This window comes from Polaromonas sp. P1_F1 (genome assembly GCF_056405795.1).
The window spans coordinates 1-13,028 of sequence record NZ_JBFUBJ010000001.1; the positions used below are offsets into that span (position 1 = coordinate 1).

A 13,028-nucleotide genomic window follows, 5' to 3' on the forward strand; every position below is an offset into this window, starting at 1 on the left:
GGCGTTGCTTGCGCTCCTAGCCCAGACGCCCGGTCTGGGCGTCGTCGCGCGCCTTGATTGGCGCCGTTTTCACCCCATTCGCATTTGCAAACACAATGTTGGCAGGTCCTGACGCCCCAATCGTTTTGATCGTCGCGGGCGCGGCGGCGGCGGGTTTTGTCCAGGGCCTGTCGGGCTTTGGCTTCAGCCTTGTCGCCATGTCGTTCTGGGCGTGGTCTATAGACCCGAAACTGGCGGCTGTCATGGCGGTGTTCGGCGGCCTGACAGGCCAGGTCATGGCGGCCTTCACGGTCAGCCGCACGACTGACTGGAAGCGCCTGCTGCCATTTCTGGCCGGCGGCCTGCTGGGGCTACCGCTCGGTTTGCTGTTGTTGCCGCAACTTGACGTCCAGCTGTTCAAGCTGTTTCTCGGCATGCTGCTGGCGCTGTGGTGCCCGGCCATGCTTTTTTCGGGCAAGCTCCCCCGCATTCACCATGGGGGCCGCGTCGCCGACGGCACGATTGGCGTTGCCGGTGGTTTCATGGGGGCCTTGGGTGGTTTCAGCGGTGTGATTCCGACACTGTGGTGCACCCTGCGCGGCTACGAAAAGAGTGCCCAACGCGCCGTCATCCAGAACTTCAATCTGGCCGTGCTGACCGTCACCATGGCCAGCTATGTTGCCGCCGGCCTGGTCACGCGCGAAACGCTGCCCATGCTGGCCATCGTGGCACCTGCTGCGCTCATTTGCGCCTGGCTGGGCGGGCGCGTTTACACGGGCATCAGCGACCTTGCCTTTCGCAGACTGGTGCTGAGCCTGCTGACCTGCTCGGGCCTGGCGATGCTGGTGTCATCCGTGCCGGAGTTGCTGCGGCGGATGGGTTCGGGCCTGTCATTTCAATAGAAACGCGAGCCGGCCCGCAGCTCACGAATGGCCCGAATCATGGTCGGAGCCAGCGCATTCCATTGCAACGCCCGCAATGATCGGCGGTAGCGCAGCCCGTTGGCGCGCAGGGATGCCGACACCAGTTCCAGGGGATCGCTCACCACGCACAGAAGCCGCGTGAGCATGGGGTCCTGCTCGGTAGGCACACCGCCGAGGAAGGCGTCGTTCTTTCCATCCCACAGAAGCTGGGCGTTGATGTGGATACCCCAGCCGCACTCCCAGCCGTTCGCTTTCAGGCGTTCGAGCGCCGCAGCCACGTATTCGGCATCGAAGATGTAGGTGTCGGTGCGCACCCAACGGCCCAGCCAGAACTCCGCCAGCGGCCGCGCCGCCGGCGTGGCCCGCGGGATCAGGCCGCGAAGCATCTCGCCGCGCATCTCCATGTAGCGCACACGGGCCGGGATGCCGGCGGAGCGCATCAGCGCGATCAGCAGCGTCACCTTGTCGTCACCGTCGCCCCCGCGCGCCTCGAGTACGTCGCGGGCGGTCGGGTACTGCAGCTTGATCCGCTTGGTATAAGGCAGGCGCTTGACGAAGCGATAGATAGCCAGTGCCTTGTCCCGGTCGGTGCGGCACAGCTGGACAATCGAGCGAGCCTTCAGGCGCAGCTTGGTGTCGTCCAGGTCCAGCAGGGGCGTTGTGCCAAGCCAGTCCTGTGGCCGGTCGCTGGCTCTTTGATGCAGCCGGCGGGGCGAATCGAATTGTGCGGCAAGTGCCACCATGGAACCACCGACGGAGTGAATGGTTTACGCATCGTAACCCCGGAGGCGCAATTGCGGCGAATTTCCGTTCCACGCCCGAGCGCTGAGGGACTGACCCCTTCTTCCTCCGGAGAAGGCAGGCATGAGGGTTCGCTGCGTTGGATGTTGCGCCGCAGCATGTCATCAAACGCCGGTGACCAGCCGGCGGTTCAGGCGCCAGTGCCCAGGGTGCTTCCGGTTTCAGCTAACGCATTGCGCAGCTGGGTCTGTGCGATGGGCAGTTGCAGCGCCACGGCGCGCTCTACCACGGGTGCCAGGCGGCGCAGCTTCTTCTGCGCGTGGTCCTTGGCAATGTCGGCCAGACGGTGTTCCAGAAACGGGTTGAGCAGACGGTCGCGCAATTCCACCAGGTAGGCGTGGGCCTCGGGGCCTGTGCCCTCAGCGTCAAATACCGGCAGCACCTCGTCGGCCCATACCGCCTCCAGCGGGGTGCGCAGCGCCGGGGTGTGCATGGCCTGCACCACGGTCATGTCCGCAGCACTGCCCAGCAGCCGCCAGCGTTCGGCCAATATGGTGTGACCCAGGTTCAGCAGCCAGAGCTTGCGTTGCTCGAATGGAGCCAGTGCATCCGTCACCACCACGGCCGGGTGGTTGCAAGGAAGCACCATGCGCGGCTGGTGTTCGATAGCCCACAGCGCGTAGGGCTCGGCCACTGCACCGGCGGGTTCCAGCGGAGACGACACGATGCGGTCCACCAGTGAATTGACCCACACGCAGTGCTCCCGCACATAGCGAAGGAAGGCGGGCGTAACGCCCCAGCTCTGTGCCAGCGTGGATACCAGGTTGCGCAGGGTGTCACCGTTACGGCTGACCAGTTCGCAGGGATACAGCGTCAGGGGAGCCTCTGGTTGTAGCTGCCAGCGATGGTGCAGAAGCACCACCAGCTTGGCCGGGTAGCTGCTCGGCGCCGTCGTGGGGCTACGCAGCAGCGCCGCGGCGTCGGAGTCGTCCAGTGCATAGCCCATGTCTGCGGTGTTGGAGATGATGACCTGCACGGTGGTGGCCATGGCATCACACAGTTGTGCCCAATCGCGGCGGGCATGCCAGACGGCCTGTACTGCATTCACTTGCACGGTCTCCTCGATACGCCGGCCATGTTGCATGCCACGCAATTCGACGCGGTAGCCATGTGCCAGTGCCACAGCGCGTGCACTGCTCTGCGGGCTGTCTGTGCTCTGCACGACGGCGATGCCGCCCAGTGCCAGGCCCTGGGCCAGGGCCTGGGATACAAACAGGTCTGCATGCGCCTGCAGAAAGCGTCCGGTGCCGAACTGCAGGATGGGCGTGCTCACGTGGAGGCTCCGGTCAGCATTCGATCAGCGCCTTCACCACGCCCTGCGTGGGGTCCAGCAGGGTGGCGAATTGGGCGGGTACATCGGCCAGGGCCATGCGATGGGTGTTGAGCGCCGCGGTGGGGATTTTGCCGCCCCGCATCGCCTCAAGCACCGTTTCGAAGTCTTCCATGGTGGCATTACGGCTGCCCAGCAGCGTAGCCTCGCGTTTGTGAAACTCCGGATCGGCGAACGTAATGTTGTCCAGCACTATCGACACCAGCACATACTTGCCGCCATGGGCAATGAACTGGAAGCCGCGCTCCATGGCCTTCGCGTTGCCCGTGGCGTCAAAAACGACATCGTAAAAATCTCCGTTGGTCAGTGCGCGCAGCTCGTCCAGGTCCTTGTCACCTATCACAACACCCGCATGCGCCCCCAGGTGTTGTTTGCAGAATTCCACCCGCTCCTTTCGCGTGTCCAGCGCTGTGACCTGGCCACCACGCAGGCCGGCGAATAGCAAGGCAGCCATGCCGATGGGGCCCGTCCCTACCACCAGTACACGCTGGCCGGGCTGCACGTCGGCGCGACGTACGGCGTGGGCACCAATAGCCAGAAATTCCAGCATGGCGGCCTGGTCCAGTGAAACACCCTCTGCCTTGCGCACAAACTGCGCGGGTACGTTGAGATACTCGGTGAAGGCGCCGTCGCGGTGCACGCCCAGTACCTGTATATTGACGCAGCAGTTGGTCTTGCCCTGGCGGCAGGCTACACACCGGCCGCATGACAGGTAAGGCATGACGAAGACGCTGTCGCCGGCCTGAAGGGGGCTGTCCGTTGGAGCTTCCTCTACGGTACCCGCGATTTCGTGGCCCATGACGCGTGGATAGGCCAGGAAGGGTTGTTTGCCGGTGAAGATGTGCAGATCGGTGCCGCACACCCCCACGCGGCGGATGCGCAGCAGCACATCGCCTTCATTGCGGATGGGCATGGCCCCTTCAACCGTGCGCAGCACGCCGGGAGTTTCGCAAATGACTGTCAGCATAGATGTCCTTGGGTGGAAGTGGTTAGTCAATGTGGAATACGGATTCCATGGCGGCCCAGTGCTCGCCTGGGCTGCGGGTTTGAAGGGGGCGTTGGCAGGGGCCGCAGAGGGTCCACCAACGCTGCGTCTCGGCATCAGCGGCGATAGCGGCCATGTCCGCGTCAAAGTCCCGGCCGTGGTATTCCCAGTAGCCGAACAGCAGGTTTTCCGGCTCTCGCAGAAAAATGCTGTAGTTGCGCACCTGCGATTGGTGAATGCGCTGCAGCACAGCGGGCCAGACGGCCGCGTGCAGGCGCTTGTATTCGGCGATGTGCCGGGGGTCGATACCAATGACCCATCCCATTCGTTGCATATCAATTTCCGTCTATATGTTGGCCAAGGTGGTACAGGCGGCGCGCATTGCCGCCAAAGATGGCGGCCAGTGGCCAGTGCGGTTTGCCAGATTCCAGAAATGCGGGTGCGCGTCGATCAGCATGGGGTCTTCCTCAGGCTGGTACTGGCGCATCGGGATGCAGCAGGTCGCGGCTGCGCAGGGCCTGCCACAGCGTGGCGGGAATGGGCGTCTCCAGCCACGCGACGTTCTGTTGCAGCTGGGTTGCGGTGCGGGTGCCGGTGACGCAGCACACAACCGCAGGGTGCGCCAGTGGAAACTGCAGTGCGGCGGCCTGCAAGGGCACGCCGAATTCCTCGCAGGTCAGCGCCAGCGCTTGCACGCGCGCCACCACGGCGGGCGGGGCTTCCGCATAATTGAATTTGGTGTTGCCCGCCAGGACGCCGGAGTTGAACGGCGCGGCCACCACGATGGCGTTGCCGCGGCGCATGCAGTCGCCCAGAAAGGGGGTGATGCAGTCCTGCTCCAGCAGGGTGTAGCGCCCGGCCAGCATGGTGCAGTCCAGGTCGAACTCCTGCATGCTGTCCATCACCACCTGCCATTCGTTCACGCCCAGGCCCACTGCCTTGGTGGCACCGCTTGCGCGCAATTCGTCCAGCGCGCGGAAGCCGCCCCCCGTGGTCAGTTGTTGCCAATAATGCGCATGCTGTTCGCCGTGGGTGTCGCGGCCGATGTCGTGTACGTACAGGATGTCGATATGGGCCAGGCCCAGCCGTTGCTGGCTGTCCTCGAATGAGCGCATCACGCCGCTGTAGCTGTAGTCATACTGCGGGCGAAACGGGTAGGGGTTGGCCCAACCTCCATCGCCAGGACCCACGCTGGCATCGGGGCGCAGCAGGCGGCCCACCTTGGTGCTGACGACATACTCATGGCGGGGGCAGTCGGCCAGCTGGGCGCCCAGGCGGTGCTCGGAGCGGGTGTAGCCGTAGTAGGGTGCCGTGTCGAAATAGCGCACGCCGGCCGCCCAGGCGCAGGCAAAGACTTCCTCCACCTCGCGGGCACTGGTGGCACGGTACAGGCCGCCCATTTGCGAGCAGCCCAGGCCCAGGGCAGTCAGCCGCAGGTCCACGCGGGGAAGGAGTTTCAGATCCGTGGTGTGCATATACCCATCCTCCGGCAGCCGGTGCCGGAGGGATCCTTGGGTTGGAGCGGTTTAGTAGAGAACGTTCTTGGCAGCGGGTGTGTCGATGTTTTTCTTGGTCACCATCAGCACACCGGTATCGCGGAAGGCGGGTACTTTCTTGCCTGCCACGATTTCCGCCACGGTCTTCACACCCAGGTTGCCCATTTCAAAGGCGCTTTGCACGGCAATCGCCTCGATGGTGCCGTCTTTCACAAAGCCTTGCAGGTCGGAGTTGCCGTCAAAGCCGATGGCCACCACCTTGCCGGCTTTGCCCGACTGAACCAGTGCGCGGCCCATGCCGATAGCGGTGGGTTCGTTGGCGCCGAAGATGCCCTTGAGGTCGGGGTTGGCGGCCAGCACGTCGGTGGTCTGGTTCAGTGCGGTACCCATCTGCGAGTTGGAGTAGAAGGGGCCCACGATCTGCAGCTTGGAATGCTTCTTGATGTAGTCGGTGAAACCTCCCACGCGGCCGATTTCGGAGCCCGAGCCCGCGGTGTAGGACATAACGGCAATTTTGCCGGTGGTTCCGACTTTCTCGATCAGCGTCTTGGCGGACATTTCTCCGGCAGTCTTGTTGTCGGTGGCCAGGAAGGACTGGTAGTAAGCCTTGCCGGAATCCGATGCGGCGGAGTCAATCAACACCACAGGAATCTTGGCTTCCCAGGCTTTTTTCATGGCGGGGATCAAGGCATCCGGATCCGACGGGGCCAGCACGATGCCGGCGACCTTGCGGTTCACGGCGTTTTCCACCAGGGCCACCTGCCCGGCCAGGTCGGTGTCGGATGCTGCGCCCTGGAAGGTGGCGGTGTAGCCCTTGAGATTTCCCACGGCAGCGTTGGCACCCTTCTTCACGTTTTGCCAGAAGTCCGAGTTGGCGGTCTTCACGATAACGGCAATTTCCTTGTCGGCGGCCATAGCCATCGACGACGCAGCCACCAGGGCGGCTGCGATCAGTGTGTGGACAAATTTTTTCATTTCTTTCCTCATGGGTAGTGGTTGTGGAGGTTGTCTCTCGAAGTCCCGGTAAGCCCTGCCGGTAGGGATCACTTGCGATGGCGCATCTGGTCGATCCATACGGCCAGCAGGATGACGACGCCAATCAGAATTTGTTGGGTGAAAGCGGACACGCCGCTCATGTTCAAACCGTTGCGCAGGATGCCAATCACGAACGCACCAATGACGGTGCCCGACACCGTGCCCACACCACCCGTGAGCGAGGTCCCGCCTATCACCGCGGCGGCAATGGCATCAAGTTCGTACATCAGGCCCTCGCTGGGCTGGGCCGTGACCAGGCGTGACATCAGCACGCAACCGGTCAGCCCGGCCAGCAAACCGGAAAGCACATAGGCAAACAGCGTCACGCCGTTGACGTTCACGCCCGAGAGCCGGGCGGCTTCCAGGTTGGAGCCGATGGCGTACAGATGGCGGCCCAGCGTGGCACGGTTAAGCAGGACGGAGACGGCCAGCGCCAGCACGACCATGAGCACCACGGGATAGGGAATGCCGACGAACACCACATCGGGGAAGCCGTCCGCACCGATATTGACGATGCGGAACAAGGCTCCGTTGCCCAGTTCCGCAAAGCTGTCGCCCAGGCCGCTGATGGCGCGGGCATCGGTCAGCTGCAAGGCCACGCCGCGTGCCACCAGCATCATTCCCAGGGTGGCAATAAAGGGCGGCAGTTTGAGCACCGTCACACACAGGCCGTTGATCAGCCCGCACAGGGCACCGACCAGCAGGCCGGCAAACATGCCCAGCGGCACGGGCGCGCCCGCCTTGACCAGCATTGCGGCCACGACGCCGGACAATGCCAGGATGGCACCTACCGAGAGGTCGATACCGCCGGTGATGATCACGCAGGTCGCTGCGATGCCGAGGTAGGCAATGGACGTCACCTGGAGCGCCACGGTCATGCCATTGCCCACGCTGAAGAAGGCGTTGCTTGTGAACGAGAAGATGGCGATGAGTCCCAGCAAGCTGGCCAGCGCGGCAAATTTCTGAAACAGGTCTTGTTGTTGTTCGGTCATGGTGTGGTTCGGGAAAGAAGTCTTGGAGGGTTCAGTGGGTCAGCTGGTCGGCTTGCAGGGGCGGCACGCTGCGGCCGGAGGCGTAGTGCATGACCTCCTCCTGATGGGTCTCGCGGGTGGGGAGGATGGTGACCAGGCGGCCTTCATGGAAGACCGCGACACGGTCGGTCATCCCCATGATTTCGGGCAGCTCGGAGCTGATCATCACGACGCCGATGCCCTGCCCTGCGAGCTGGTCCAGCAACTGGTAGATCGCGTACTTGGCGCCCACATCAATGCCGCGTGTGGGCTCGTCAAAGAACAGCACGCGTGATTGACGGAACAGCCATTTGCTGATCACGAGCTTCTGCTGGTTGCCCCCCGAGAGCAGGCGCACGATCTGGCTGCTGCTGGGCGTGCGGATGTCGAGTGCGCCGATGTAGTGGCGTGCGGCATCCTGCTCCTTGGCAAACTGGATCATGCCCGCACGATTGGACACGGCTTCCATGTGGGCCAGTGTGATGTTTTGCGCCACATTCATCTTCAGTGCCAGCCCGTCGTGCTTGCGATCCTCTGACAGGTAGGCCAGCCCCTGGCGTACGGCATCCCGTGGCGAGTGAATGGTGAGACGCTGCCCGGCCAGAAACACCTCGCCGGCGTCGATGGGGTCGGCACCAAAAATGGCGCGAGCCACTTCGGTGCGGCCAGCCCCCATAAGCCCTGCAAAGCCCAGAATTTCGCCACGGCGCAGCTCAAAGTTCACGTCGTGAAACACACCTTGGCGTGTCAGGCCCTGTACGCACAACAACACGTCGGCAGTGGGCACGGATGTTCTCTTGGGGAATACGTCGTCCAGCGAGCGCCCCACCATTTTGGCCACGATCTCTTCCACACTGGTGTCGGCCAGGTGTTCGGTGGACACGTAGCGTCCGTCGCGCAAGACGGTGACCCGGTCCACGATGAGCGCCAGTTCGTCGAGGCGGTGGGAGATGTAGACAATGCCCACCCCCGTACGCTTGAGCTCATGGATGATGGCAAACAGCTTCTCGGTTTCCGACTCCGTGAGGGACGAGGTGGGTTCGTCCATGATGAGCACCTGAGCGTTGAGCGACAGCGCCTTGGCAATTTCCACCATCTGCTGCTGAGCTACCGACAGGGTTTTGACCAGAGCGTCCGGTGCAATGTCCTGCCCTAACCGGTCCAGGCATTGCTTTGCCTGGCGGCGCAGTGCCGCCCGGTCGATCAGCCAGCCTTTGCGTGGCTCGCGGGCCAGGTAAATGTTTTCGGCCACCGTGAGGTGCGGAGCCAGGTTCAGCTCCTGGTGAATGATGGCAATGCCGACAGCCTGGGATTCGGCGGTGGATTGGAACTGGCAGGCTTCGCCGCGATAGTACAGAGCCCCCGCATCGGGCTGGTACTGGCCGCTGATCACCTTCATCAGCGTCGATTTGCCTGCGCCGTTTTCGCCGCACACCGCGTGTACCTCGCCGCTTCGCACCTCAAAGCTCACGCCATCCAGCGCCAGCACCCCCGGGAAGCGTTTGGTAATTCCTTCCAGGCGCAACAGTACCCCGGCCTCGGCGGGGCTGGGCGCGTCGGGACGGACGGGATCGGGCACGGAAGACAGCAATGCGAACTCCTCTTGGTGGGTCAGGGGACCGGGAGGGATGAATCTGCTGCTCTGCAAATTGGTAAGGCCACCTGACACGATGTGGCGTATTTGGCCTTACCGGGAGGTGCGTGTGTATTGGTGCTTACCCGTGATCCGGGATCAAAATCGGGGTGAAAAGACGGGAAAAAGCCTGCGCAATTGCACAGGCCTGACCACGGCACAGGAGCAAAGGTTGACAGCACAGACCTTGGTTCACGACCATTCGCGGCGGTTCTCGACCCAGCGCTGTTCGGAGGCTTGCAGATGCATGCGCATGGCGTTCTGTGCGGCCAGTACATCCCGGTTTTCCAGGGCGCGCAAGATGGCTTCATGCTCCTGCAGCGCAATGGCCCAGCTTTGGCCCGATTCGGAATGCGCGCTCAGGCGCGCGGCAATCGGGCTGTGGCGCTCGTCAAACAGCTCTCCCACCAGCCGCTCCAGCACGGAGTTGCCGGTCATTGCTGCAATCGTTTGGTGAAACTGCCGGTCAAAGGCCAGGGGCGAGCGGTTTTGTGCCATGGCGGACAGCATGTTGTCCAGAATCTGGCGCAGCGCCAACAGCGCCTCGGGCGTGGCCCTGGCGCAGGCCTGCAGCACGATAGTGCCCTCAAGGGCGGCGCGTGCCTGCATCAGTTCGATCGGGCTTTCGCCCATGGCGGCCAGGGACTGCGGCTTGCGCTGGGCCGCGCTGCAGACGTACACGCCAGCGCCCATGCGCACTTCCACGCTGCCCTCAATTTCCAGTGCAATCAGCGCCTCGCGCACCGAGGGGCGTGAGACGCCCAACTGCAGGGCCAGATCGCGCTCCGGCGGCAACCGCGCACCCGCGGTGTAGTTGCCCTTGTCAATGAAGGCGCGAATCTGCTCGGCAATTTGTTGATAGAGCCGACGGTTGTCGACCTGTTTGAGTTGGTCCAGCATGAGTCCTCCGCGTGAAGTGCAGTTTATGCGACGGCGGTTTTTGCTATGGGGTTATGGTTCGAACTGGTAAGGCCAATGCAAAATTTTTCACGCTGACGTTACTAATTTTGGAGCCAATTTTGATTGGCTGGAGTACCACTCACACCTTCCGCCCCCTCATGATCCAGCTCAGCGACCTGACAACCTGAGATAGGCGAGCCGGCGCCACTGAGGCAAGGCGAGAGCCGGGACGATAATCCAGGTCACCCTTTCCGATTACCCCATTGCCACGAAAGCATGACCTCCATGAAGACATTGACCGCCGCGCTCATCGCCCTGGCCTCCATTGCTCTGTCCAGCACCGCCCTTGCCGCCGCCCCGGCCGAGACCCTGCCCAGCGGCGTGAAAATCGTGCACAGCACCGACGGCACCGGCCCGCAGCCCAAGGCGACGGACACCGTCAAGGTGCACTACCGCGGCACGCTGGCCGACGGCAAGGAATTTGACAGCTCTTACAAGCGCGGCGCGCCCGCCACCTTCCCGCTGAACCGCGTGGTGCCGTGCTGGACCGAAGGCGTGCAGAAGATCAAGGTCGGCGGCAAGGCCACACTGACCTGCCCACCCGCCACGGCCTATGGCGACCGCGGCGCCGGCGGCGTGGTGCCGCCCAATGCCACGCTGACCTTCGACATCGAACTGCTCGCGATTGAAAAGTAAAAGCTAAAGAGGCGCTTCGAGCGTCGTGAGGAGGGCTTTGTCAAAGGACTCCGCGCGCTCGAACTGCAGCCAGTGGCCGGCGCATTCGACCAGGGCCAGGCCCCTGAAATCCGCAGCTCGCTCCAGGGCTGCCCGCAGCCCATCAAGCTTGCCGCGGTACAGCGCATCCTCTTCCCCGTAAATCGCCCACACCGGGCAGCGCGGCCGCGCCAATGACTGCGCCAGCGCGCCGGTGCGCGCCAGGCTGCGGCCCTTCATGCGGTCGCGCAGCACGTTGGCGATGTGCAGGCGCAAGGCCAGTTCGTTGATCGCATTCTCGCGGTACAGCATCAGCGCAGCGAGATTGTGGCGATGGATCTCATCGCGCTGGCCCGCATCGGTGAGATGCCGCCAGGCGCGCAGGCGTATGGCTTTTTCGGGCGCCACACCCAGGCCGGGCGCACCCACCAGCACCACACGCGCCGCCCGGGCAGGGAAACGCTCCGCCACAAAGCCGGCCACCATGCCGCCAAAGGAAAATCCCACGAGGTCGCAGGCCGCCTCGCCCGCCAGCAGGGCCAGCCCTTGCTCGACCGGTTCGGGTAGCACGTCAGCATCGGTGCCCCGTAAAGGCGCGGCCGAATCGCCAAAACCGGGAAGATCAGGCACCAGCACCCAGCGGCCCGACGCGGCCAGCGCAGGGATGTTGCGCAGCCAGTGCATCCAGCTGCCGCTGCCGCCGTGCAGCAGCACCAGGGGCGCGAGCCCGGGCCGGCGCGTGGCCTGGCCCCATATGTGCCAGACCATGGTGCCGTCGCCGCAAGGGGTTTCAAAACGGCTGGCCGTGCGCAGCATCGCGAGCGCTTCTGGAGGAAGCTCAATGTTTGCCGAATCTGTCATGGGGGATTTATACCCTGCCCCTCATGCGGCCATCGCCAAGCTCCTAAACTGGCTTACCGCCTTCTCATACACCTCTGTGAATCGCAGCCCAACCGCCCCCTCTTCACTCCCTCTCCCCCTGGGAGAGGGTTGGAGTGAGGGCCAGCGGCATTCGAACACACACGGCGCAACATCAAACGCCGCAAGCCCTCATCCCCGCCTTCTCCCTGAGGGAGAAGGCGCAAAAACATGATCCCCTTTTCAGTCCTCGATCTATCCCCCATCGTCACGGGCGCCACTGCCGCCGATGCCTTTCGCAACACCCTGGCCCTGGCCCGGCATGCCGAACAACTGGGTTTCAAGCGCTTCTGGCTGGCCGAGCACCATAACAACCCCGGCATCGCCAGCGCCGCCACCGCGGTGGTTATCGGCCATGTGGCGGGCGGCACGCAAACCATACGCGTAGGCTCCGGCGGGGTGATGCTGCCCAACCATTCGCCACTGGTGATCGCCGAGCAGTTCGGCACGCTGGCTTCGCTGTACCCCGGCCGCATCGACCTCGGGCTGGGGCGCGCACCGGGCACCGACCAGCTCACCGCACGCGCACTGCGGCGTGACCACCAGAACAATGCCGATACTTTTCCGCAGGACGTGGAGGAACTGCAGGCCTACTTTGAACCGGCAGAGCCCGGCCAGAAAATCAGGGCGGTCCCGGGCGCTGGCCTCAAGGTGCCGCTGTGGCTGCTGGGCTCCAGCCTCTTCGGTGCCCAGCTCGCTGCCATGCTGGGCCTGCCCTTTGCTTTCGCATCGCACTTCGCGCCCGACATGCTGATGCAGGCGCTGGACCTGTACCGCAGCGGCTTCAGGCCTTCCGCCCAGCTCGCCAAACCTTATGCCATGGTGGTGGCCAATGTCGTCGCGGCCGAAACGGACGAAGCGGCACGCTACCAGCTCACCTCCGTGCAGCAGGCCATGACCCACCTGCTGCGCGGCACGCCGGGGCCGATGCCGCCGCCCATCGACGACATCGAAAGCTACTGGTCACCGGCCGAGAAAGCCGGCGCGCAGCGCATGCTGCGCTATGCCGTCGCAGGTTCGGCGGCAACGGTTGAAAACCAGCTTCAGCGCTTCATCGAGGATACCCGGGCCGATGAACTGATGGTGACCACTCACATTTACGACCCCGCCATCGCCCGGCGCTCCCTGGAAATCACCGCGCAGGTGCGAGACAGACTGCAACAAGGAAACCAGCGCCGCGCATAACGCTATTGTTTTGATAGCTGCTTGCGCTCGTCCTTATTGGGCTAGAGCCTTAAATGGCTTGAATTTCGTCATGTGAGCGCCGCAGGCCAATCCGTAGTCACTGAAATGCAAATGTGCCC

The 13,028-nt window shown here is 63.6% G+C and carries 13 protein-coding genes; 3 read left to right on the top strand and 10 right to left on the bottom strand.

The features are described 5' to 3' along the window. The first annotated feature begins 95 nt into the window (after window positions 1-95). On the top strand, window positions 96-881 hold the full coding sequence (locus AC1DZE_RS00005) for a sulfite exporter TauE/SafE family protein (protein WP_477667882.1): 786 nt from the start codon (window positions 96-98) through the stop codon (window positions 879-881). Here AC1DZE_RS00005 and AC1DZE_RS00010 read toward each other — a convergent pair. The 9 genes from AC1DZE_RS00010 to AC1DZE_RS00050 form a co-directional block, all read right to left on the bottom strand. Further along, complete coding sequence (locus AC1DZE_RS00010; protein ID WP_477699659.1) at window positions 875-1,642, bottom strand: transglutaminase-like domain-containing protein; 768 nt, start codon at window positions 1,640-1,642, stop codon at window positions 875-877. The two genes, AC1DZE_RS00005 and AC1DZE_RS00010, sit on opposite strands and share 7 nt — an antisense overlap. 191 nt (window positions 1,643-1,833) lie before the next feature. Continuing rightward, on the bottom strand, window positions 1,834-2,976 hold the full coding sequence (locus AC1DZE_RS00015; RefSeq protein WP_477673574.1) for a mannitol dehydrogenase family protein: 1,143 nt from the start codon (window positions 2,974-2,976) through the stop codon (window positions 1,834-1,836). Window positions 2,977-2,989: 13 nt separating this feature from the next. Then, window positions 2,990-4,000, bottom strand: a complete 1,011-nt coding sequence (locus tag AC1DZE_RS00020; protein ID WP_477699660.1) for a zinc-binding alcohol dehydrogenase family protein — start codon at window positions 3,998-4,000, stop codon at window positions 2,990-2,992. Window positions 4,001-4,022: 22 nt separating this feature from the next. Further along, window positions 4,023-4,352 carry an L-rhamnose mutarotase gene (locus AC1DZE_RS00025; RefSeq protein WP_477646226.1) on the bottom strand — a complete coding sequence of 110 codons (330 nt, stop codon included), beginning with the start codon at window positions 4,350-4,352 and terminating at the stop codon, window positions 4,023-4,025. A gap of 133 nt (window positions 4,353-4,485) precedes the next feature. Then, window positions 4,486-5,493 (bottom strand): aldo/keto reductase, encoded by a 1,008-nt coding sequence (locus AC1DZE_RS00030; protein ID WP_477667886.1) that lies wholly within the window; start codon window positions 5,491-5,493, stop codon window positions 4,486-4,488. 51 nt (window positions 5,494-5,544) lie between these two features. Then, entirely contained in the window at window positions 5,545-6,489 is a 945-nt protein-coding gene (locus AC1DZE_RS00035; RefSeq protein ID WP_457280127.1) for an ABC transporter substrate-binding protein, read from the bottom strand. A 68-nt stretch (window positions 6,490-6,557) separates the two neighbouring features. After that, entirely contained in the window at window positions 6,558-7,541 is a 984-nt protein-coding gene (locus AC1DZE_RS00040; RefSeq protein WP_477667887.1) for an ABC transporter permease, read from the bottom strand. A gap of 31 nt (window positions 7,542-7,572) precedes the next feature. Continuing rightward, the gene (locus AC1DZE_RS00045; protein ID WP_477668900.1) at window positions 7,573-9,147 is read right to left on the bottom strand and encodes a sugar ABC transporter ATP-binding protein; all 1,575 of its coding nucleotides are present in this window, start codon (window positions 9,145-9,147) and stop codon (window positions 7,573-7,575) included. Window positions 9,148-9,384: 237 nt separating this feature from the next. Then, a complete protein-coding gene (locus AC1DZE_RS00050) occupies window positions 9,385-10,092 on the bottom strand; it encodes a FadR/GntR family transcriptional regulator (RefSeq protein WP_477665654.1) in 708 nt (235 codons plus the stop codon). Window positions 10,093-10,377: 285 nt separating this feature from the next. Here AC1DZE_RS00050 and AC1DZE_RS00055 point away from each other — a divergent pair, with 285 nt between their 5' ends. Then, window positions 10,378-10,788, top strand: a complete 411-nt coding sequence (locus AC1DZE_RS00055) for an FKBP-type peptidyl-prolyl cis-trans isomerase (RefSeq protein WP_477667888.1) — start codon at window positions 10,378-10,380, stop codon at window positions 10,786-10,788. A 3-nt stretch (window positions 10,789-10,791) separates the two neighbouring features. On the opposite strand, the gene AC1DZE_RS00060 is transcribed toward AC1DZE_RS00055, so the two are convergent. Beyond that, on the bottom strand, window positions 10,792-11,667 hold the full coding sequence (locus AC1DZE_RS00060; RefSeq protein WP_477671939.1) for an alpha/beta fold hydrolase: 876 nt from the start codon (window positions 11,665-11,667) through the stop codon (window positions 10,792-10,794). A 228-nt stretch (window positions 11,668-11,895) separates the two neighbouring features. Here AC1DZE_RS00060 and AC1DZE_RS00065 point away from each other — a divergent pair, with 228 nt between their 5' ends. Further along, window positions 11,896-12,909 (top strand): LLM class flavin-dependent oxidoreductase, encoded by a 1,014-nt coding sequence (locus AC1DZE_RS00065; protein ID WP_477667890.1) that lies wholly within the window; start codon window positions 11,896-11,898, stop codon window positions 12,907-12,909. Window positions 12,910-13,028 lie beyond the last annotated feature (119 nt).